At 44.7% G+C, this 22,646-nt stretch carries 19 protein-coding genes and 2 pseudogenes; 10 read left to right on the forward strand and 11 right to left on the reverse strand.

The genetic code is table 11. The annotated features are described in order from the left end of the window. Positions 1-4: 4 nt before the first annotated feature. Positions 5-1,306, forward strand: a complete 1,302-nt coding sequence (locus H6G03_RS26820) for a toprim domain-containing protein (protein WP_190471255.1) — start codon at positions 5-7, stop codon at positions 1,304-1,306. Between the two features lie 116 nt (positions 1,307-1,422). Here the strand turns inward: H6G03_RS26820 and H6G03_RS26825 are convergent, their stop codons facing one another. Continuing rightward, a complete protein-coding gene (locus tag H6G03_RS26825; RefSeq protein WP_242060476.1) occupies positions 1,423-3,177 on the reverse strand; it encodes an asparagine synthetase B family protein in 1,755 nt (584 codons plus the stop codon). A gap of 33 nt (positions 3,178-3,210) precedes the next feature. On the opposite strand from H6G03_RS26825, the gene H6G03_RS26830 reads away from it, so the two are divergent. Further along, positions 3,211-4,551, forward strand: a complete 1,341-nt coding sequence (locus tag H6G03_RS26830; protein ID WP_190471258.1) for an amidase — start codon at positions 3,211-3,213, stop codon at positions 4,549-4,551. Between the two features lie 424 nt (positions 4,552-4,975). Here H6G03_RS26830 and H6G03_RS26835 read toward each other — a convergent pair whose 3' ends face one another. The 3 genes from H6G03_RS26835 to H6G03_RS26845 form a co-directional block, all read right to left on the reverse strand. Beyond that, a complete protein-coding gene (locus H6G03_RS26835; RefSeq protein ID WP_190471260.1) occupies positions 4,976-5,548 on the reverse strand; it encodes a hypothetical protein in 573 nt (190 codons plus the stop codon). A 428-nt stretch (positions 5,549-5,976) separates the two neighbouring features. Next, the gene (locus H6G03_RS26840; RefSeq protein ID WP_190471263.1) at positions 5,977-7,083 is read right to left on the reverse strand and encodes an LLM class flavin-dependent oxidoreductase; all 1,107 of its coding nucleotides are present in this window, start codon (positions 7,081-7,083) and stop codon (positions 5,977-5,979) included. Between the two features lie 19 nt (positions 7,084-7,102). Beyond that, on the reverse strand, positions 7,103-7,516 hold the full coding sequence (locus tag H6G03_RS26845) for a hypothetical protein (protein ID WP_190471266.1): 414 nt from the start codon (positions 7,514-7,516) through the stop codon (positions 7,103-7,105). Between the two features lie 215 nt (positions 7,517-7,731). Between H6G03_RS26845 and H6G03_RS26850 the strand changes: the two genes are divergently transcribed. From H6G03_RS26850 to H6G03_RS26870, 5 genes are all read left to right on the forward strand, one after another. After that, the gene (locus H6G03_RS26850) at positions 7,732-8,421 is read left to right on the forward strand and encodes a hypothetical protein (protein WP_190471269.1); all 690 of its coding nucleotides are present in this window, start codon (positions 7,732-7,734) and stop codon (positions 8,419-8,421) included. 190 nt (positions 8,422-8,611) lie between these two features. After that, entirely contained in the window at positions 8,612-8,968 is a 357-nt protein-coding gene (locus tag H6G03_RS26855; protein ID WP_190471291.1) for a Spx/MgsR family RNA polymerase-binding regulatory protein, read from the forward strand. 423 nt (positions 8,969-9,391) lie between these two features. Further along, positions 9,392-11,110 (forward strand): DNA mismatch repair endonuclease MutL, encoded by a 1,719-nt coding sequence (gene mutL, locus H6G03_RS26860; protein WP_190471294.1) that lies wholly within the window; start codon positions 9,392-9,394, stop codon positions 11,108-11,110. Between the two features lie 775 nt (positions 11,111-11,885). After that, complete coding sequence (locus H6G03_RS26865) at positions 11,886-14,324, forward strand: putative bifunctional diguanylate cyclase/phosphodiesterase (protein ID WP_190471298.1); 2,439 nt, start codon at positions 11,886-11,888, stop codon at positions 14,322-14,324. Between the two features lie 19 nt (positions 14,325-14,343). Then, on the forward strand, positions 14,344-15,579 hold the full coding sequence (locus H6G03_RS26870; RefSeq protein WP_190471300.1) for a pentapeptide repeat-containing protein: 1,236 nt from the start codon (positions 14,344-14,346) through the stop codon (positions 15,577-15,579). 212 nt (positions 15,580-15,791) lie between these two features. Here H6G03_RS26870 and H6G03_RS26875 read toward each other — a convergent pair whose 3' ends face one another. Together H6G03_RS26875 and H6G03_RS26880 are read right to left on the reverse strand one after the other, a co-directional pair. Beyond that, positions 15,792-16,352, reverse strand: coding sequence for a 3'-5' exonuclease (locus tag H6G03_RS26875; protein ID WP_190471304.1), 561 nt, complete (start codon positions 16,350-16,352; stop codon positions 15,792-15,794). A gap of 240 nt (positions 16,353-16,592) precedes the next feature. Next, a complete protein-coding gene (locus H6G03_RS26880; RefSeq protein ID WP_199315503.1) occupies positions 16,593-17,957 on the reverse strand; it encodes a UDP-N-acetylmuramoyl-tripeptide--D-alanyl-D-alanine ligase in 1,365 nt (454 codons plus the stop codon). Between the two features lie 555 nt (positions 17,958-18,512). On the opposite strand from H6G03_RS26880, the gene H6G03_RS26885 reads away from it, so the two are divergent. Further along, positions 18,513-19,811 (forward strand): hypothetical protein, encoded by a 1,299-nt coding sequence (locus tag H6G03_RS26885; RefSeq protein ID WP_190471308.1) that lies wholly within the window; start codon positions 18,513-18,515, stop codon positions 19,809-19,811. 178 nt (positions 19,812-19,989) lie between these two features. On the opposite strand, the pseudogene H6G03_RS26890 reads toward H6G03_RS26885, so the two are convergent. Continuing rightward, positions 19,990-20,194 (reverse strand): annotated as a pseudogene (locus H6G03_RS26890) (RNA-guided endonuclease TnpB family protein); the annotation flags it as partial. Positions 20,195-20,371: 177 nt separating this feature from the next. Between H6G03_RS26890 and rpsU the strand changes: the two are divergent. Further along, positions 20,372-20,551, forward strand: a complete 180-nt coding sequence (gene rpsU / locus H6G03_RS26895) for a 30S ribosomal protein S21 (protein ID WP_190471310.1) — start codon at positions 20,372-20,374, stop codon at positions 20,549-20,551. A 94-nt stretch (positions 20,552-20,645) separates the two neighbouring features. On the opposite strand, the gene pth is transcribed toward rpsU, so the two are convergent. From pth to psbH, 3 genes are all read right to left on the reverse strand, one after another. Beyond that, positions 20,646-21,293, reverse strand: coding sequence for an aminoacyl-tRNA hydrolase (pth, locus tag H6G03_RS26900; RefSeq protein ID WP_190471331.1), 648 nt, complete (start codon positions 21,291-21,293; stop codon positions 20,646-20,648). A gap of 19 nt (positions 21,294-21,312) precedes the next feature. Next, complete coding sequence (locus tag H6G03_RS26905; RefSeq protein WP_190471313.1) at positions 21,313-21,585, reverse strand: TatA/E family twin arginine-targeting protein translocase; 273 nt, start codon at positions 21,583-21,585, stop codon at positions 21,313-21,315. Between the two features lie 114 nt (positions 21,586-21,699). Then, positions 21,700-21,903 (reverse strand): photosystem II reaction center phosphoprotein PsbH, encoded by a 204-nt coding sequence (gene psbH, locus H6G03_RS26910; RefSeq protein WP_190471316.1) that lies wholly within the window; start codon positions 21,901-21,903, stop codon positions 21,700-21,702. A gap of 157 nt (positions 21,904-22,060) precedes the next feature. Between psbH and psbN the strand changes: the two genes are divergently transcribed. Further along, the gene (gene psbN / locus H6G03_RS26915) at positions 22,061-22,192 is read left to right on the forward strand and encodes a photosystem II reaction center protein PsbN (RefSeq protein WP_190471319.1); all 132 of its coding nucleotides are present in this window, start codon (positions 22,061-22,063) and stop codon (positions 22,190-22,192) included. A gap of 384 nt (positions 22,193-22,576) precedes the next feature. On the opposite strand, the pseudogene H6G03_RS39875 reads toward psbN, so the two are convergent. Further along, positions 22,577-22,646: pseudogene (locus tag H6G03_RS39875) on the reverse strand (IS200/IS605 family transposase); the annotation flags it as partial.

Here is a 22,646-nt window from a genome sequence, read left to right on the forward strand (position 1 = left end):
AATTATGAAATGCAGTCAATGCGGAACCGATAATACCCTCAAAGATCGCACCGACAATTCCGGACGGTGTAAAAATTGCAATCATCCCTTTGCTTTTGAACCGACTAGCATGGGACTTATTAGAATTACCGACTCCTTTTTTGCGAAGGCGATCGCAGATATTTCCGCTAACAACACCCTGTTTTTTACACCCAAACAGCTGCTCTACTTTTTAGACCGCCGAGTCAAAGGTAAGAATTTATCATCCACTTTTGGGTGTGTATTTATGTACATATTTTCAATATTTGTGGGAATATTTTTTGGTATTATGCTCATCGGTATTTCTAATAATTTATCATTTGGTTGGCTGCCGATCGTAATTTTAAACATTCTCGTCATACTTGGAGGTATTAACAGCAGCCAAGTAGCCACCTACAATTACAAAACTCGCCAAAAAAGCGCTAAAGCATTGCGGATTATTGGCGGAATTAATCTAATATTCGGCATTTTCTTTAGTCTGGCATTTAACTTTTTTCCTTTGTATGCGATCGCAGTCATCATAGGAATGTTACAAATTTACTTCGGTAATCGCCAAATGACTCGCATTGGCACTTACCAAGTTTTCTCATTGCAAAAAAGTCAGTTACAAAGTTGGTTAGATCGCTGGCAACAAATTAACGGCAACATCATCAAAATGCTGGCATCTCCCCGCGAGGAAAATACCGTTGTCGCAATTAATCCTGATGTAACTGCTTACAGTTTCGATCGCTTAGTTGTCTGCGATAGTGCTGTGATTGCACAACTGTTAATAGCCAACAACTTTCACTTTGAAAATAACTGCGCCATTCTCAGCATCACTGGATATCCGCAAAACATTTTTGCAACCACCATGCAAATGTTACAGCGAAATCCCGACTTGAAAGTTTTTGCTTTCCACGATTGCAGTCCGCGAGGACTTGGCTTAGTGCATCGCCTCCACACCAGTCCGAATTGGTTTCAAGCTAGCGATATTGCGATCGTTGATGTTGGCTTAATCCCGCGCCAGATTATTGCCTCGACGCGGGAAATGTTTATTCTAAATTCACCAGAATCAGCGCAAGATGCCAAACAATTACCCGCCGAAATTCGTCAACAGCTATCAAAAGAAGAGTTGGAATGGTTAGACGCAGGTAACTTTGTTGAATTGGAATCTTTTACGCCGCAAAGATTGATTCAAGTATTAAATGGAGGCATTTCTGGCAGTCGCAATTTAGGTAGCGATGATAGTGCTTTGATTCTCGTCGGCGATGCGGATAATTCTATTTATATTTCCGAAAGTTTTGGTTGATTTTTATAATAGACCTCTCCAAAAATTCTTGTGGGATAGGCATCTTGCCTGTCTCTTTTCTTCTTTTCTGGAAATGTCTAGCTCAATATAACCTACTGTTTTGATTAATTTTTCGGTCATCGATCGCTATTTCTTTCATTCACTTGCAACCAAATTTCTAAACTTACCAATAACCACAACTTCACACCGTAGCGACTCCACGTATCACCTTTATAATTCAACCAATTTTCGATAACAGATTGGTTGAGATAAGGTGCGATCGCAGCTTTTTTACTCAGCAACAAATCCCGCGCTTCTCGTTGCCAATACTTGCGAAATCCCAACTGCACCGGCACCATCATCCCACTTTTAGGACGATAGAGAATTCGATCCGGAAGCAAATCAACAACCGCTTGTTTTAATACCGCTTTTTCCTCCACACCCGAAAGCTTATATTCCGGCGGAATTTGCATACTCAAATCGACTACGCGCCGATCGAATAGCGGCGATCGACCTTGCAATCCCGCCGCTTGCGTTAAATTATTCACCTTAGTTAAAATCTGGTCAGCACCCTTAAACTTAATATTCAACGCCATCAACCGATTCAGGTAACTAGCAGTAGAATTCAAATCCTCAGAAAATACCCAAGCTGCTGTTTCTACCGCTTGCCAAACTTCCGGTTTGAACAGTTGCGGTAAATCCATTGCACATTTTTGAAACGCCATCAGATACGCCTGAAGCGAATCTCGATTAGTCACAGAACCGTACAAACTATTAATCAACATCGGCTGATTTTTTGGCCCCCCAAAACAAGGGTCGCCGCCTTCCCCGTTCAAAGTTACTTTCACAAACTCTCGCGCCAATCGTCCGATTAACAAATTGGGAACAGTCAGCGGATCGCCGATGGGGTCATCTAAATACGCCATCGTTTCTGGCAACTTTTCCCACATATCGCGGAAAGTAATTTCCAAAATATGATGTTGCGTTTGGCAATGTGACGCCACTAACCCGGAAAATTCCAACTCGTTCGGACATTCCGCACCAAAATGAATCGAAAATGTGTGAACGGGATGGGTGTGAAATTGACGCGCCAAAGCAGTAACAGCACTCGAATCCAATCCGCCGGATAAGAAAACTCCCACAGGTTCGTTTGGCGGTAAATATGCTTGCACAACTTGGTTTAAAAGTGTGCGAAGTCGGTTACCATGCCATGCTAAATTTTGTTCGCTGGCAGTAATTTGTTCGGTTAATTGCCAATAATAATGGATTTTTTCATTTGGTAATTCTACAACCGTTCCCGGACGCAGTTCTCGTACTTGTTGCCAAAGCGTTCTTTCTCCCGGTACAAAAGCACAACACAGATAATCTCGCAACGCAACTAAATCTAAATCGTGCGATCGATAACTTGCTAAACTTCGCAATTGAGGAGCGATCCAACGAGTCGAACCTGTGGTAGTATAATAGAGAGTGCGTGCGCCAGTAGTATCGCGTCCGAACCACAATTTTTTTTGTTTTCGATCCCAAATTACCAACCCAAACATCCCCACCAACAAGGTGAGACATTCCACACCCCACCGTTGCCAAAGTTTTTCTACCAGTTCGCGATCGTTTCCCTGCCAATTTGTCGGATCGATACCCAATCGCTGCAATAATTCTAATCGATTACTCAACCAAATATCGCCAATTACCACAAATCGAGAAGTCGGAGACAGCGGCGAATTTTTGGGTAAGATAATGGCAATGCGATCGTCTCGCCACGCCACATCCTCCGTAATAGAATCCACCTTACCCCAAGCCACCCGCCAAGTTGGCGGAACTTCCACAACAGGGATATTTGCAGAAGGTCGATCGAACAGCGATTTAGCACCCATCCACAAATCCGTAAATTTCATAAAATTTCGCTCGCTATACTAGCCACATTTGAGATGAACATTGCCAAAACAGCAGACGCAAATTTACCTTTAACCATTACGGAAGCAGGGAAACTCATCAGAAAAAATTTGCTGACTTCCCAATCTTTAGTCAAGCATTATCTCGATCGGATCGCAACCTTAAATCCCACTCTCAACGCTTTTATTACTGTAACCGAAAACCAAGCTTTACAAACTGCCGCTATCCTCGATGCCGAATTAAAAGCAGGTAAAGACCGAGGCAAACTGCACGGTATCCCTATCGTCATTAAAGATAATATGGATACATCTGGAATCGCAACCACTGTAGGATCGAAAATATTTCGCGATCGCATCCCCAACACCAACGCTACTATTATAGATAAATTGCGCTCGGCTGGAGCCATTTTATTAGGAAAAACCAATTTAAGCGAATTAGCTGCCGATGTTTCCGGACGCAACATCTTTTTTGGCGATACCCATAATGCTTGGAAACAAAATCATTCTCCCGGCGGTTCTTCTAGCGGGACAGCAAGTGCGATCGCCGCACATCTTTGCTTAGGTGGAATTGGTTCCGATACAGGCGGTTCGATTCGCATTCCTGCTAGTTGGTCGGGAATTGTCGGACTGCGACCCACCTACGGAGCGATTAGTTTAAATGGCATTTTCCCTCGCGTTCCCAGCTTTGATACTGTTGGGCCAATGGCCAATTGTGTCGCAGATGCGATAATTTTATGGAATGCGATCGCTGACTCAGATAAAATTTCTGTCTCTGCAACTCAACTGAAAGGTTTGCGCTTAGCAACAATCAAAAACTATTCCTTTCGAGGTGTCGATCGAGAAGTTGCCGAGGCAATTTATCGCTCAATAACTCTCCTCAAACAACTCCAAATTGAAATTGTCAATATCGAAGTTCCCTTCTTAGAAAAAGAATTTGATGTCGAGATTTACAACACTATTTGCAATTATGAATTTTATCAAATATTGCAAAATTATATCGGCAATCCCGATAACTTTGGTGAAAAAGTACGTAAAGACCTTGAGAAAGGCATGAAAATCGCCCAATCCGCTTACGCAAAAGCCCAAGAAATTAGACGATCGCAAACAGCCAAATTCCTGGAAATCTTCACCCAAATTGATGCTTTGCTCGTTCCTACAACCCCAACAGTCGCCCCACTCCTCACCGCAGATAGCAAAATTTTCCAATTCAGCCGCCGCTTCATATTACCCTTCAGCTTTACAGGCGTTCCGGCCATTTCCGTACCTTGCGGTTTCAGTCAAAACGGTTTACCGATCGGTTTGCAAATTATTGGCCCTCCCTCCGCAGAAGCTGTACTTCTGAAAGTAGCAGCAGCTTTGGAGAAATTTTTATCATAGTTATGCGTTCTTGTCAAATTTTTTTATGGCATTTAGGCAGGAAAGCCCAAAAATCCAGTTCCTGCGTCGGTTTTCAGCTCTTAAGACCGGGATTTGGCATAGAAGCCGACTTTATTTGCTCAGTCCTATGCGTCACTCCTCTGCAAGCAATTTGAGGTGACAGGAAAAAAAATTACCCGAAAGGGTGACAAGTGTCAACCTCCATGAGTTAGAATGTAGGCATATGACCAAGACCTATACCGAATGTCCCCGATCCTTATCTTCGGGGAATTTATATTTTAGGGGCTACATCAGCGCGATCGACTCTTACCGGACGAGCCTGCGACAGTGGAACCCCACCCCCATCCCCTCCCCCTCAACGGGGAGGGGAAAAATTTTTAGCTCCCAGGTTTTGAGGTATTAGCAAACTCAGCCCTAACTCAACTTAGCGATCGGAGCGATCGGAGTTAGAATTTTCTTGACTTCCGCCATTAGTTTCCGATTGTGCAGGCGCACTTTTATTTTCAGTTTGTTGCTGTTGAGCGGGAGGAACGGTGATATTAATGTTCGGTGCTGAATTAGACGACTTTTGAGAAGATTCTTCACGAGAGGGAGCGGCTGAAGGTTGTTGGGGAACGGGTACAACATCCCTAGTTTTGTCGATCGTTCTTTCAATAATAGTAGTTTCTTTGTTGCGACTGGGAGTTTGAGGTTGACTGTTGTTAGGAACGGGAACAGGTACAATTTGCGTAGAGGGAGCCGTTTGTCTACTTGGCTCTTGTCGCTGATTGAGGTAGTAGAAAGCACCCCCGGCTAGTCCAGCAAGTAAAGCCAAAGCCAGACCCATCGTTAAACCAGTAGCTGCACTATTATTTTCACGAGCTACATACCTATCTTCTGCCATAATGCGCTCGGAATCTCTACCAGTTCGATAACCTTCTCTATAAGCAGCTTCATCAGAAATGTTGTTGCTGCTATTAACTGAACTATTGGAATCGCGTCTGATTTGATTAGACATAGGTATTGCTAGACCTCATTTAGAATTGAGACAATCTTTTCTTATCAGGTCTAAACTAACCGTTCCGTTCGGTCAAACCAATCTGTCTTGAGAAGGTATTTGCAGACACATTTAAATTAAACCAATGGATTAAGCCATCTTTCTTTAGATTTATACCAACAGAATTATAACGAATGGCAGATCGGCGAGATCGTGTCCGGTAGCATCCGTTGCCTAAAAAATCCCTTTCTTATCTGCGTTTATCTGCGTTTATCTGCTGACATCTGCGGTAGAAACTTAACCCCTAATACCCACAGATAATCTTTCGGATTGCGAATATACTACCAATGCCACCAGAAATAATATTATTTATTTTTTTACCGCAGATTAACGCAGATTAACGGTGTACCGCAAGCCATTGCAATCTGCGGTTACGCGCTACGCTAACTCTACCTCTTACTTAAATAACCTTCTCGCACCAAAGGCAACACATTTCGTCCCACATTTTCGCACTCTTCCAAATGCGGGTAACCAGATAGAATAAAAACTGTAATTCCCAAATCGATATATTGCAAAAGTCGATCTGCAACTTGCTGGTAACTGCCAACAATTGCCATTCCCGCGCCACTTCTTACTACCGAAACACCAGCCCATAGCAAAGGTTCAACATACCAATCATCATCAGCGCTACCTCGCAATTCCCACTGACGACTTTGACCGACACTTTCTCGCTTGGTATTGGGAAATTCCTGGCGGCGGGCTTTTTCTAACACTTCCGGACGCACAAACTTGAGCATTTCGCGGGCAGTTTCCCTTGCTTGGGTTTCTGTCTCTCTCGCAACTAGATTAATTCTCAGCCCATATCTGACTGCATTTTCCCGCTGATTTGCTGCTACTAATTGTCGCATTTGGCTGATGCGATCGCCTATTTGTTGCAGCGTTTCCCCCCACATCAAATATACATCCGCCCATTCAGCCCCAACCTGTTGCGCCATCTCGCTGGCACCACCAAAATAAAACAGTGGCCCTCCCGGTTGGACGGGCAAACTTTCTAATCGAGTTTGCTTGAGTTTGTAGAATTCACCTTCACGATCGAAAGCGTTTGTACTCGACCACAACTGACGGCAAATTTGCATAAATTCGCGAGTGCGACGATAACGCGCATCCCGATCCAAATAATCGCCGTACATCGCTTGTTCGATCGGTCGTCCACCCGTCACAATATTGAGGGAGAGACGACCGTTACTGATGCGATCGAGAGTTGCTGCCATCTTTGCTAAAATAGGAGCCGAGTAAAACCCCGGTCGCACAGCTACCATTGCCCCCGCCTGAGTTGTCAGCGCCAATGCAGCTGAAGCTAAAGTCCAAGCTTCCAGAATGTGGTTATCAAAACCCATTCCAATCAGCAACTGTCGAAATCCAAATCGCTCAGCCGCCTGGAAAATCTTCACAGTATACTCCAGGCTGGGAGGACGTTCCCAAGTCGGTAAACCTAAATAAAACCCATCCCCAGATACGGGAGAACACCAGTTAAATTCCAATCGGGGCTGAGCCACAGGGAATCCTTATTATCTTTCAAGAACGTCCGCCATTATTCGGTAAAGCTATCGGACGCACCTGCGGCGCAGCAGCAGCACCGTAATTGACTCGACAACCGATATTAAAAATGCTCGATCCGCATTCCAGAGGTACGACTTCACCTCGAAGCATAGCGCTGCAACTTACATAACCATCATCGTTGGTGTCTTTAATCATACACTCGATCGGTGCTGCGCCAGCACGCTTTGACCAATCTTTCATCCCCATACCCGCAACTATGTGCGACCAAAAGAAATTGAATACAAACACACCAATAATCAGGGAGATAAGTGCAGTACCGATTAAGCCAGCCTTGATTTTCCAATTGGACATAAATTCTCCTACCTTAGCTAGAGGACTAGATTGTACGGGAGTATATACATTTGGTTGTTCGTTTTGAGCTTCTGACATAGTGGGTAAATCTCGTTAGCCTAAAGAAATATTTTCGAGTTTTGAGATGCGATCGCGCATCTTGCGCTTAAAAAACTCGCTCTTCTCCACTTATGATAGCTTAAAATCTTAAATGGGCTCAAATCCTTGTTTTTCAAAGATTTTCCTGCACTTATCCCCTTCGTGCGATCGAGCCAATTACCCAACAAATCTTTCCCACAACAAACCGATGGAATATGTCACGCCACAAAATTACGCAACTTACGCCAGCACAAGTAGCGGCGATTCCAGGTTACCTTGAAAAATGGACAAAAATAGCACTGTCTCCTGAGCCAATTAATCGTCAACAAGTAGCTGAAGCAGTTATAGCAATTTATGATGCCCTTGGTTTAAAAGCTCCCCAAATACTTATTTTTGATAATATTTATCCTGCTGTGAGCGAAATAGTAAAATTTTTAGATAACCCATTCCAGATGAAAATTGGAGACAAACTAGGCGAGAAAATCGAGGAAAAATTACGCAATCAACTATTGCTGCAAACAATTTCCCAAATAAGCTCGCAATCCTTGACTTTGCTGAGCCAACTATGGGATAAACTGCCTAACCCAGTGGGGAGCGGATTTTTATTATCAACTCATCAAGAGAGGGAATTCCGTACTCAGTTAGGATGTCAGGTATGGAATCCTCTGAGAAATTATATTTGTGGCTGGAACAAGTATATCTGCTTTATTGATTTTTGTATTACTGAATTAAATTGCCGTCACGATGCAAAAATTTGGTCTGCGTTTGATTTACTAGCCAAAAATTGGGCTGTAATTTTTCCTTATGAAAAGCTCTGCTATGTATGCGATCGACCCATCAAAGTTTGCTTAGATAACTCAAATCTTCTTCAGGAACGAGGAGAAGCCGTAATTTTCTTGCCCTAGACGAAACAGGATTGCCAAAGTCTCGGTAAAGCCTTAAGATGATCGATCGCATTACCGATCGGCCCGATCGCACAACAACTATTATCGAACCCTTGATTCTAGTTTCTTCTTACCCTAACCCCTAACCCCTAACCCCTAGCCCCTATTTCTTCCCCTAGCCCCTAATCCCTATCCCCTAACCCCTAAATATATGTCGCTCAAAGTTTACGGAATACCCAACTGCGGAACCTGCAAAAAAGCCTTAAAATGGCTTGAAGATAACAGCATCGAGTACGAATTTATCAACACAAAAGAAAATCCGCCCACTCGCGAAATGTTAGTTGATTGGGTGAAAGCTTTGGGATCGAAACCGATGCGAAACACATCCGGACAGTCCTATCGATCGTTAGGCGAAGTAAAGAACTCTTGGACAGACGATCGATGGATTGAAGCATTTGCCCTAGATGCGATGCTGCTGAAACGTCCGCTATTCGTTAAAGATGGCATAGCTGTACTTGTCGGATTCAGAGAGAAAGAAGATGCAATCCGAAAAAAGTTGGGTTTATAAATGTCTTTAATTCAAAAAAATGTGGATATTTGCCACATTTTTTGACATCCTCCACTACCAAATCAAAGATTATAGTGGGGGATTCTCGGCAATGCAGACGAGCGGGTAAAATCGTGTCCCGTAGCATCGAGCGTGTAAGAATGATTTAAGGATTGTCTGCACCGAATCTGTGGTTAAATTTTAACCACAGATGAAAATAGATAAACACAGATGAACACAGATGCGATCGCAAATTTTTGACGCTCCCGATGTAACCGGACATGATATAAAATCAAAACCTGGCTTTAAAGCTCATTTTGTTTTTTGGTTACCAAAAAATCTTTATAGCAACCCCTAAGCATAATGAATCTTTTTAATTCCACCAAACTCTCTATGTTAGCTTCTTTTTTTTGACTTTTGACTTTTAACTTTTGACTTCCTACCATGCCTTCCCCCATCCAATTCCTACCCGCAGAAGTCGTACACCTCATCGCCGCCGGTGAGGTAATTGACTCTCTGGCAGCTGTTGTGCGAGAACTGGTAGAAAACGCCCTCGATGCCAATGCAACGCGCATCACCATTTCCCTTTGGCCGGAACAATGGCGAGTGCGAGTGGCAGATAATGGATGTGGCATGGATTTAGACGACTTGCGATTGGCAGCAACTGCCCACAGCACCAGCAAAATCCGTCGCTGCGAAGATTTGTGGAAAATTACCAGTCTGGGATTTCGCGGCGAAGCGTTGCACAGTTTAGCGCAACTATCTGAATTGGAGATTTGCAGTCGCACTGCTGACGGTACGCAAGGGTGGCGAATTCTGTATGATGGGTTGGGGGAACCGGCGATCGAACAAGCAATTGCGATCGCATCCGGAACGATCGTCACCGCCGCCAACATCTTCGGAACTTGGACTGTCCGCCGTCAGGGATTACCACCAGCCGCACAACAGCTCAAAGCCGTCCAAGCGACAATTCACCAAATCGCCCTCTGTCACCCCCAGGTTACCTGGCAAGTGCAACAAAACGATCGCCAATGGTTTACCATCAGTCCTGGCGATACTCCACAACAAATTCTCCCCCAAATCCTGCGCGACATCCATTTAAGCGACTTGCAGCAATTGAAGTTGGAATTGGAAACTCTTAAAGATGAGGGAGGAAATTTAGATGTAAATTCTCCTCTACCCCTGAGTACCCAATCCTTAGAATTAGTTCTCGGTCTTCCAGACAGATGTCATCGCCGTCGTCCCGACTGGGTGCGAGTGGCGACAAACGGACGAATGGTGAAGTCGCCGGAACTCGAACAAACTATACTGGCATCATTTCAGCGTACATTACCGCGCGATCGCTACCCCATCTGTTTCCTGCACCTGCAAATTTCGCCCGATCGAATTGACTGGAATCGCCATCCCGCCAAAGCAGAAATCTACTTGCACTCAATAAATTACTGGCAGCAACAAGTTACCCAAGCGATCGATCGAGCTTTGCAAATCAGTGTAGCCAATCTTCCCGAAGCCGCCCACAGCGAGAGAGTGGGTAAATTGCTGACCGCCGCCGAAAACAAAAGCAATTACAACGTCAATCGTTCTATATCACCAGTTTCATCCCCTAAAGATGATATTGGACTGATGGAACTGCGTGCCGTTAGCCAAATTCACAACACTTATATTGTCGCCGAACATCCAGCCGGCGTTTGGTTAGTAGAGCAACACATCGCCCACGAGCGCGTAATATACGAGCAAATATGTTCCGCTTGGCAGCTCGTACCAGTTCAACCGCCGATCGTACTTACCAATTTATCACCTGCCCAAGTCGAACAACTGCAACGCATTGGCTTAGAAATCGAAACCTTTGGCGAACAAATGTGGGCAGTACGCACCGTACCCGAACTGCTAGCAAAGCGAGAAGATTGTGCAAACGCTCTCCTAGAACTCAGTTTAGGGGGTGACTTGCAAACCGCGCAAGTCGCCGTTGCCTGTCGCACTGCCATCCGCAACGGTACTCCTCTAACGCTACCGCAAATGCAAACTCTCTTAGAACAATGGCAGTACACGCGCCATCCGCGCACTTGTCCCCACGGTCGCCCTATCTATTTAGCTTTAGAGGAATCTGCTTTAGCTCGATTTTTCCGCCGTCATTGGGTAATTGGCAAAAGCCACGGCATTTAGGAAAAGCGGGTAGGTCTGGGCAGACCCATGTGTCTGCCCAGACCTATGAGGTGAAAAACAAGAGGATTTTACGTATTTAATGTATAAATCATATCAAGTAATTATTTATAGACAAAAATTTTTAGGTATAGCTTTATTCACGACATTTTCACTTTTGTGACTTAAACTGACGACAGTTCTGTTTACAGACAGATACTAACTCAAAAATAGGTTATACGAAATCCAGTTTAGCTACCCCGTTATCCTCTTTTTCTTCTCTGGAGCGCCCTATGCGTCTGGAGCAGTTCCTTATAAAGGGGGTAATAAATTCGGATTTCTTATTCTGTCCTAACAGAGGCGTTGCGCGTCTAAAATATCGGGAATATGTCACATACCCTAATGGTAGAGCGAGCATAGTTAGAGATTGCTAATATCTATTAATTTTTGCTTGCCACAGTCAAAAAATAATTAAAAAATCACTTTTGCAAAAGTTTTATCAAGCTAATATGAGCATAAAACCGATAAAATATTTTGGATTGTTAGCGTTAAAATCGATAGTATGCTAATAAAAATAGCAATAATTTCAGATTAATTTGGCAAATAAATTACAAAAAAGTAGTTGACTTTATTTCACAGTTTAAACAGTGTCATCGTTAAATATCGAGTGCCGTATGCTACCAAAATCTATCTGGAAGATTGCAATCAGCTTTATTTACCGCCGTAATATTTTGTTCGCGTTGCGAAAGCTTTTTGTGCGGGAAGCGTCAGGCCGAAAAATCTTTGGAGGCTTACAGCTATGCTTCGGTTAAACACGAAACCTCGTTCCTGGGGACTTCAGACTCGCTTGCTAGTGCCGATCGCATCAGTATTAGCAGCAGCGATCGGTCAAGGCGTCTTCTCAAACCTCTCCATCAGCAAGCAACTAGAGCTTTTAGTCAACCAGCGAGGAACCACAGTCCTGGAAGGAATCCTCAAATCGCTGGAAGAAAAAAGACGATCGAAAGAAATCTTTGCCCATCTGCTGGCAGACGAAAATGGTTTACCCCAAGCAGTCCAACGCGGCGACAAGGTTGCCTTAACTAAAATAGTTACGCCTGTGCGGCAGAAATTGGGGGTAGGGGGAATTGATATATGGACGAAAAACAGTCGGGAAATGATGGATTTAAACTTACCAGAAACCGACCAGCTCGAAAAACCCCTCGTCAAAACTGCTTTATCCGGACAAACTACCTCTACAGTGACGATCGGTCGTCACGGCTTGATCGTATTAGCATCAGCCCCAATTAAAATATCTGGACGCATTATCGGGGTAGTGTTGGTCGGTACTACACTAAAGGACAAAGCTCTCGACCAAATCCAAGAGCGTAATGGCGTAGAGTTGGCACTGTTCCGCGAAGGCAAACTGCTCACTACCACCATCAAGCAAGCTGATGTGAGGCGCTTGCTAAACAAACATAACCTCACGAGAAACAAGCTAGCGCAGCTCAACCGAGACTTAGCTCCCTACAACTTCCGCATCACAGCCAAATCACTAGGTAACAACTGTTTATTCGTCGCTCTGGTTCCCATTAAAGATTTAGTTTTACATTCCAAGCAGCGCTATGCGATCGCCCTGTTTTGCACTTTAGTACAGGCACTCGCCCTGTTGTGGTTCATCTTCGTCCTCGCTCAAGACATTGCCAAACCCCTAAAAGTTATGGTCGCCGCTACCGGCGACATCGTGCGGGGGAACTACTTTCGACGGGTAGCGTCCGGTAAAATTCAGGAACTAAACGACTTAGGAGCAGCAATTAACCACCTAGCCGAGCAACTGGAAATTCAACTGACCGAACTAACCGATCGGGCATTCCAGGACCCCTTGACCAAATTACCAAACCGTGGTTTATTTTTGAACGAGCTAGACCGAGTTTTGACTGCGATGATTCGACACAAGTCTTCAGTTGCTGTGCTGTTTTTGGACTTGGACGGCTTTAAGGTGATCAACGATAGCCTGGGACACAAAGCAGGAGACCAACTGCTGATTGCCGTCAGTCAGCGTCTCAAATCTTGTGTGCGATCGATCGATGTAGTCGCCCGTCTCGGTGGCGATGAATTTACCATCTTGCTTAAAGACATAATTGACGAGAGCGATGCCACTCATACAGCAGAACGAATCTTAGACCAACTGCAAACCCCATTCAACCTGGAAGGGCGCGAAGTATTCATCAGCAGCAGCATAGGGATTTCCTTCTGTACTTCCGGTTACGAACGTAGCGAAGATCTACTCCGCAATGCCGATGCTGCCATGTATCAATCTAAGAAAAACGGTAAATCTCGCTATACAATTTTTAAGCCGGATATGGATTCTCGCGCTTTTGAGCGCTTGCAACTGGCAACCGATCTGCGCCGTGCCATCGAGCTTCAAGAGTTTAAGCTTTACTACCAACCGATCGTCGAGTTGGAAAACGGTACGATCGTAGGACTGGAAGCTTTGGTACGCTGGGAACATCCCCGCATCGGTCTGATTTCGCCGGCTAAGTTTATCCCCCTAGCAGAAGAAACCGGGTTGATCCTGCCCATTGGGGAGTGGGTTCTGGAAACAGCTTGCCGTCAGGCAAAATATTGGCATTTACGCTACCCCGATCGTGCCCCATTAACTGTGAGTGTCAACCTCTCCGCCAAACAATTCCAACAACCCCAATTAGAGGATAAAATTGCCCAGATCCTCGCTCGGATCGAGCTTGCGCCCCAGAATTTGAAGTTGGAAATTACTGAAAGTATGATGATGGAGCAAGGAGATGCCACCATTGCCACTTTGTATAAACTAAAAAATTTGGGCATACAGTTGGCGATCGATGATTTTGGCACCGGTTTTTCTGCCCTGAGTTACCTCAAACGCTTTCCTGTAGATACTCTCAAAATCGATCGCTCGTTCATCAAGGGATTGGGTTACAATCGCGAAGATACGGCGATCGTCCATGCAGTAATCGCTTTTGCAAAAGCCCTGCACCTGAGCGTAACTGCTGAAGGCATCGAAACCGCCGAACAACTATCTCAACTGCAAGCACTTCGGTGCGATCGCGGCCAAGGGTATTATTTCTCTCAGCCCATTACTGCCGATGCAGTTCAGCTACTGATCGATCGAAATTGCGATCCACATCTCGATCGGTTTCCGCCTAAAGACGGAAGCAATGTTAACAGCATCTTGTATAATACATTGACAACAAAGCGATCGAGTTTAGATTTTGGATTTTAGATTTTAGATTGAACTGAAAATGCAACGAAAAATCTTTGCGATCGCCATTTTAATACTTCCCTTTTGCTGGACAGCTCCCTCACAAGCTGCCAAACCAGAACATATCAAACAATTACTCGCCACAAATCAGTGTCCCAAATGCGATCTCAAGAATGTAGACCTTAGAGGCGGCAACTTTCGAGGTGCCGACCTCACCGGTGCCAACTTAGCCGGTGCTATGCTGGAAGGTGCTGACTTGCGGGGTGCCAAGCTACGCGGTGCCGAACTACAGCAGACCGTCCTCAGAAGTGCCAACCTAGAAGTAACCGACCTGCAAGAAGCCAAAATGAGAAATGCTATGGTCAGGGGAGCTAACCTCAGAGGCGCAAATTTAAAAAATGCCAGACTCCGAGGTGCCAGACTCAGAGAAGTTGACTTACGAGAAGCCAACCTCAGTGGTGCCTTTTTAACCGAAGCTGTCCTCATCGAATCTAATCTGAGTATGGCCGATTTAAGAGGTGCCAACCTCACAGCCGCCAAATTAACCAAAGCTAATTTGGAAACTGCCAACTTAGAAAGCGCTAACCTCACAGGTGCGGACTTGAGCGAAGCTTATTTAGGCGAAGCCACTCTCAGGAATGCCATCCTCAATAATGCCAACCTCAAAAGTGCTTATATGGCTGCTTGTACCCTCGTTGGCGCTAAGCTGAATGGAGCTATCCTCAACCGCACCGATTTAACAGGAGCTAACCTCAGTCAAGCCGATCTAACTAATGCCAAAGTAGCTAATGCCGACCTCAGTAAAACTATCCTGACTATGGCTAACTTGACCAATGCTAACCTGACAAATTCAAAATTGATTAATGCTTATCTGTTTAATACCAATTTGCAAGGTGCTATCCTCACCAATGCCAACTTAACCAGTGCCAATGTCGAAAATGCCAATCTCAGGAATACTATCTTGAATAGTGCCGACTTGAGTCAGGTTAATTTGAAGTCAGCCAACTTGTATCAGACCAATCTAACAGGTGCAATTTTGAGCGATGTTAACTTGAACGAGATTGACCTAAGTTTAGTCAAGCTTATGCCCGATCTATTCAACCACGCAGCGCGAATGAATCGAGAGCCCCTGTTAGAGTCAGTTTCTGCCACATCGGAAAATAGCGATCGCACAACAGCAGAACAGCAAAGCAAACCCTCCCTTTCTCCCCCTAGAAGAGCGGGTAGATTTGCAGAAGAGTGGCGAAGAAATAACAGACAAAGAAATAGAAATTGAAAATTGCCATTGTAATTCCTTATATCATGTCCGGTAAAATCGGTTCCATAAAAATCCCTTTTTATCTAATTTCTTATCTGATTTTTTATCTGATTTTTTATCTGTGTTCATCTGCGTTTATCTGCTTACATCTGCGGTAAAAATTTAACCCCTAATCCCCACAGATAATCTTTCGTATCAGCCTTACAACACCGATCCAACCGGACACGATATTATTTCTGAATTGGGCGTTTCAATAGCAACTCAGAAAATATCGCCGCGATATTCCAAGCATCATCTCCGCCGCGATGATGCGTACCTTCCAGGGGTAGATTAAGTAACTGCAAAGCTTCGTCCATACCAACTTCGATCGACAAACCATGAACGATCGCAAACAGCGTTTTCACATTAATATGCCTTGTGCCGAAAGGATAGCTAATCTGACGAGATTGGCACTGTCTTTCAAATTGTCGTCTATCGTAATCGCCATAGCTTGCCCAAACTCGCTGATGCGATAAATATTTTTGTTTGAGCATAGCACAAGCTTCGGCAAAGGAAATTCCCGTATCTACTTGCGCCTGAGTTAATGTAGTCAATTGAGTGCAAAACTCGCTGACAGTCGATCGTTCCGGTTTTACTAAAATACTTTCTTTTTCCAGTCGTTTTCCCGTAGCAATATCTAATGTGCAAATACCGATTTCGATAATTTCATTTTCTTGACCTGGTGGTGGCGACTCTGACCAGCAAGTCGCTTCGACATCGACAATAATAATTATATCTAGTTTTTTACCCATGTTTATACCCTTAACTAGCAACTTGAGTATAAATTATAGAAAAATGTTGAAGAGTTTGTACTGTTTAATCAGCTTTATGCCAAGTAGGTTAATCTTTATGAACCTAAAATCGGTCTCTTTCGGTTTCATTGGCATCCGCGATCCGATCCACTTCTCTAATTTATTACAGGGGTGATAAAAAGAATCTCAAAGGGCAGGCAGGATGCCTACCCCACAAGAATTTTTGGAGAGGTCAAATGATTAATGACCAATTTCCAGTTGCCGAAACTCATTGACAACGCGATCGAGTCCCACGGAATGAGAAGCTTTAAAGAGAATGCGATCGCCTTCTCTGACAACCTCTTTCAAACGTTTCACCACATCTGCGTGCGTCTTAAAGCATTCCGATGGCAAAGGCTCGGCTCCTTGGGCGATCGCTTCGGCTTGCGGATCGTCTGCTAAAATCAGCAAAGCGTCGAGATTCAACTCTCGCGCCTTCGCACCGACTTGGCGGTGCAATTGTGAGGATTTCTCACCCAATTCTTTCATCGTACCTAGCACAGCGATATGGCGTTGACCCGGTGTCTGCGCCAGCAAGTTTAGCGCCGCCAGCATCGACTCTAACCCGGCATTGTAAGTTTCATCCAAAATTACAATATCGTTAGGCAATTCGTAACGTTTAGCCCTTCCTTCTGGTAAAGTCACCGACAAACCGGCAGTTAACGGTGTGCGATCGATTTGAAGTACTTTAGCTACCGCCAAAGCAGCTAAATAATTTTGTGCATTATGGCGTCCGGGTAAAGGTAGGGGAAATTCTAATCCTTCCACTCTCAGAGTTTCCAAGTTAATCAGTTCCCCGCGTAAATCTCCCCCTTCTAATCCATAAGTTATTGTTTGCCCTTGCCAGACGGTAGCAGCAGTTTCCATCAGCAAACAATTATCCTGATTGAGAATAGCAACTGCCGTGGGAGAGATTTCGGCAAGTAACTCGCACTTCGCTTGGGCGATCGCTTCCTCCGTGCCCAATATGCCTATATGTGCCGTACCCACATTCGTAATTACACCGATAGTAGGATGTGCTATTTGTGTCAGTTCTGCAATTTGTCCCCTACCCCGCATTGCCATTTCAATCACAGCAAAGTCATGTTCTGGCCCCAGTTCCAGCAGCGTTTTGGGTACGCCGATCTCGTTATTGTAGTTTGCCTGGGTTTTGAGAACGCGCCCTTTGGTGGATAAAACTGCCGCAATCAGTTCTTTTGTCGTAGTTTTGCCAAAAGATCCGGTTACGGCGATGACAGGAATGGGAAATCGATCGCGCCACCAGCTGGCGATCGCTTGGTAAGCTTTGAGGGTGTCTGCCACTCGCAGTTCCGGGAAATCTGCTGGTAACTTGTCATCGACATCCCGCTCTGTAATGATGGCGATCGCTCCTTTTTCAACCGCAGATCGGACAAATTTATGCCCATCAAAATTTTCTCCCCGCAGCGCCAGGAAGACTTCTCCCGGCATCAGGCTGCGCGTATCCGTTGAAATACCCGTTGCCAGTGTCGCCAGAGCTTTTTCAGATAAATTTTTGGGCGAAAGAGCCAGAATTTCAGACAATTGGGCAATGGTGGCGCGAGGCATGATAGGCTATCTGAGTGAGTTTCGAGCAACAGCCCGTACCTTAACAGAATCTTTACAAAAAATCCACATTTTTTGTTTGTATCTTAATTTAGTACCTGAGTGTAAAGTAAAATACTGAGCTATTTTAAATATAGTTAGGTGTATAGTGACAACAAACACAGGGGGTTATAGCCCCTTGACTGTTGATGGCAAACCTGAAAATCTTTTATGAATGCCAACTGTTGACACGATCGCAGGCAGCGGCTCTTAAATTAAGACGATGTAAAATCAGCTTATTTAGGTGATGTAAGTCACAGTTAGCTCCTATATTTCATTACTAAGATTGAGGAAAAATGGAGATAAGCGATTATACTCAGACAAGTTGGAAAATCAATCAAAAAGGGTAAGGCTGAATCAAGTAACTAAAGAGCAACAGCATCTCTCTAGAGAATGATTTTACTCCTATCCCCTTCAGCGGTCAGCCATAGTGAAATATAGTGTAATTGCTAATTATGGAGGATTTAAGTTCTCTAGTAGCCGAAAAATTTACGGCCAGGTAAGGAAGAGGTGAGCGAAGTGACTGCCTGGAAAGACCCATATACGAGGCAAGTACGCCCGGAAGAGCAACAATTATACAAACATTTACTCCACTGGGCACAGGTGGAATCCCCAGATCGTGCGATCGAGCGCTTTCGCAGTTTGTTTATTGACGGTGTGGGGTATCAGGATAGCGAAATTATATCTTTGCTCGATCGAATTGTCAGTTCCAAGCAAGCCGAGCAAGAATTCAAATTTGTCCTCAATCGTTGCTGCCATATTTTGATCAACCGCTGGCAAATGCACCCCCAACACCAAGCAGCAATACCAGAATTGATTGACTTGTTTGAGGAAACGCCTACCAGGACAGGCGGAACGCATTCTGTCCGCTCTCGCTCTGTCAGGCGCTTGCAAGAACTGAATAAGCTTTTTGTTGACAGCGAACAGTATTTAACCCTGCGACGTTTGGCTCAGGTAATGAGTAAAACCGCAGAAGTGAAAAGCGAAGCAAAAACTAAAACTTTGGGCTCGTTAATTCGTCGGTATCCGTATTTGTACGAGCATTGTCTTTTGAGCGAAGACAGTACTTCCGAACATCAACAAACGATCCGACAAATACAAGCTCAAGCGCAAGCACAATTTGAAATTGGATTGTCTCAGTACGTCACCTACCAGGTGCGGCGGAGTCAGTTAGCTCGCAAACAACCGCAGAATGCTTCAAAGATAATTATACCACCAGTAAAAAATCCAACTTTACTGAGCGACCAAGAACTTTTCGGTGCTATTAAACAATATGCTGGTAGAGCAGAAGGGAATTATACATATCGCGACCTAGCCCAAACCTTTTTGACTCACAGTAGCAGAACGCCTTCCTTTCGCTCCTTTAAAAACGACCTCTACTCATATCTGGTTAGCTCGATCGATCCCGAATACGGTAAACGGCAGTTTAATAAAAAACTACATACGCATCTGCAAACTATTCTTTCTCATAATGATTCGCAACAACTGAACGAATTTTTGTTAATTAGAACCTGTAGCCATTTGTTAAACTTTTTAGTGGTTAATAGCCCGCAGCAACCTCAACACTTTGTCTTTATAGATCTAGTTGCAAATGTAGGTATCAACATCACAATGGGTTTATTGTTGAAAATTGTGCTGCTGTGTCGGAAAGTCAAGCCTTATTTAGAAAAGCGGTTTTCCATTCTATTTAACCACTACGAGTCTGACTCTGGAGCCGCTGTTATGTGGCTGATTCAAGCTCTCGAAAATTTAAACGTTGCGCTCAGTATCCATTTTGGTTCGGTAGACCTCTCCTACCTTAACCAACTCGGTAGGTAACAAGGCTGAAGTCAAAAGTCAAAAGTTAAAAGTTAAAAGTTAAAAGTCAAAAAGAACAGGGAGAGGGAAGAGGGAGAGGGAGGAATTTTGACTTTTGACTTCCCCACTCTCCTAGTCGGTTTGACAGAAAGCCAATGAAAAGGTAATTGCAAAAATGCTGTTCTTGACACTCTCCGCCCTAGAAGGGCGAAAATTCTTCGTTCGTAGACTCAACTTGCAAGAGACAGGATTGCTCCAATCAGAGTAGGGATTGAATCTCCCGAAGCGTTCGGATCAATCATCCAAGTTCCGGTATGCCCTACCGTACTCAAGCGTCATTTCAGGATATTGATAACGGCGTTCCAATCTCTATCTAAGACGAATCCACATCTACAAACATGGGTCTAAAACCATCATTTGAGGTGGAACGGCTCTACATTAACTATGATATCCCAGAAAAGCCGTCCTGGAAGGAGGGGGTTTGCATCCGATTTTTCTTGGTCGAAAGCGTTCAATAGAACCCTTACTGGCGTTAGCATGGTGGGGTAATTTATTCAGTGTTGTAGAGCGGAGTAGCAAGAATGACCCAAGTGGTCTTAGGGGAAAATGAAGGACTCGAATCGGCTTTACGTCGATTCAAACGTCAAGTTTCAAGAGCGGGTATCTTGGCTGATGTCAAGAATCATCGTCACTTTGAAACGCCGCTGGAGAAGCGCAAACGTAAGGCAACGGCAGCTCGACGCAAGAAGCGGATGAGATAAAGAGTTGTTGTCTGCCTAGCTAAACGACCCTATTGTCACGAGAGCATAGATGTCCGGTTAACCCCAGGGGGGTCAGCCGGACATCGCTCGCGATTTAGTTGTTGGGTGTGTCGATCGCTCCCACCGTGCGGTTATTGTAGAGACTCATTGCCTTTTCAACTCCTTGCTTGAGGCTGAGCTCTACCGACTGCACGACAAGTTGGAGGACATCAGAAATTAGTTGCGTTTCTGGATCTGAAAATTTACCCAGAACATGGGAAATAGCATCTTTATCTTGAGTAGCCGCTACATTCGGTTTGCCGATGCCAATTCGCAAACGGGGAAAGTTTTGCGTACCGAGATGAGCGATCGCCGACTTCATACCGTTGTGTCCCCCAGCAGAACCAGATAAGCGCAGACGAATTTTTCCCAAGGGCAAATCCATCTCATCATAAATTACCAGCACCGATTCCGGAGGCAGCTTAAACCAATCCGTCACCGATCGAATCGCCTGTCCCGAACGATTCATGTAAGTTAGAGGTTTGATGAGACGGATTTTTTCTCCTGTAGGACTGCGACCTTCCCCGAACAATGCCTGAAACTTGCGATTTTCCGATAAAGAAATTTGCCAGCAACGGCAGAGGGCATCGACAGCCGTAAAACCAATATTATGTCGCGTTTGCTCGTATTTCGGCTCTGGATTCCCCAAACCTACAATCAACTGCGGGATCGCTAACGCGGGTGCAGATTCTGCCGACTTCATCGCATCTAACACCTTAACTTTAACTTTGTTTCGTCGAAGTCGCCACATTATTTTCTGAGTTGGCTGTAGCCACTTGCTCAGATTGTGGAGGTGCCGCCGATTTTACCGCTTGCTCTATCTGCTGCGCTTCCCGCTTAAACTCGTTCTCAAAGTCCTTCGACGCTTCCTGAAAACCGCGAATCGCCTTACCCAAACTGCGACCGATTTCTGGTAACTTTTTCGGGCCAAATATCAATAGAGCTAAAACCAAAATCACCGCCATTTCCGGCAGACCGATACCAAAGATGTTCACAAAAATACCTCCTGGGGAGCCTGAAAAAATTTAGCAGCCACTCCTAGCAAAAAAAACCCGGTCAACCCGGGTAAGCTAAAAATCCATCTATTATCTCTGTCGATCGCGGGCAGATTAGCTACCGAGGCTTCTCCAGTCTACCTTGAAAGTATCGAGGATCAGCGAGGAATTGAAGATCTGCAAAATAATCAACAAAAAGACGAAAAATAACACCATGAAAACACCCATCAGCGGCGTGGTGCCCCAACCGGGAGCAACTTTACCATATTCCGAGTTTAGAGGTTTGAGAATATCTCCCAACAAAGTCCTTTGTGCCATGTCTCACCTAAAACGAATCTGAATACTATGTGTGTTGTACCACAGTGCGGGTGAAGCAGAAACCATGTTACCCCACGACTTGCGTCTAGGGTTACTTGGCAAATTTGTTACGTTCCGTAATATTATAAATGAATAAGACTCATAATTTACCAGACTTATGGAACCTGCAACAGTTCTTAGCATTTCCATCGCCGTTGTTGTGATTGCGATCACCGGCTTTTCAATTTATACGGCTTTCGGGCCTCCTTCTAAGGAATTGGGCGATCCGTTTGAAGATCATGAAGACTGAGGATATCGGGCAAAGGGTTGCGATCGCGCTCAACAGCGATCGATCGCCAATGCCCGATGACCCATACCCTATGCCCGCAAACTTGGTTGTTGTAATTTTATGAATGGCTTTGGGCTGGAGTATAAACTTTTGTAAAAAAACCTGACAACATCCGTAACATCGATCTGCGCTCCCAAGCGTGCATCTGTGACACTCCCCATGCGTAGAATGCAGGGGATTCTAGCTCCGCTGTCGTTGCTTGCCTTTGCAGGTCTTGCGACCAACAGAGGTAGAGGCAACAACTCCACTAGCGTTACTTCCCGGATGCCCTCCGGTAGTGTTTGCACGACTTAGAATAACTTTGGCAGCATTGACCGAAAATGATGGGATTCAAGCCCCGTCCTTCTAGGACGGCTTTTCCTGATTCCTGATGTATTCTTTTAAAACCTCCAGTGGTGCGCCGCCAACCGATATA

The organism is Aerosakkonema funiforme FACHB-1375, assembly GCF_014696265.1.
In the GTDB taxonomy this organism is placed as follows: domain Bacteria; phylum Cyanobacteriota; class Cyanobacteriia; order Cyanobacteriales; family Aerosakkonemataceae; genus Aerosakkonema; species Aerosakkonema funiforme_A.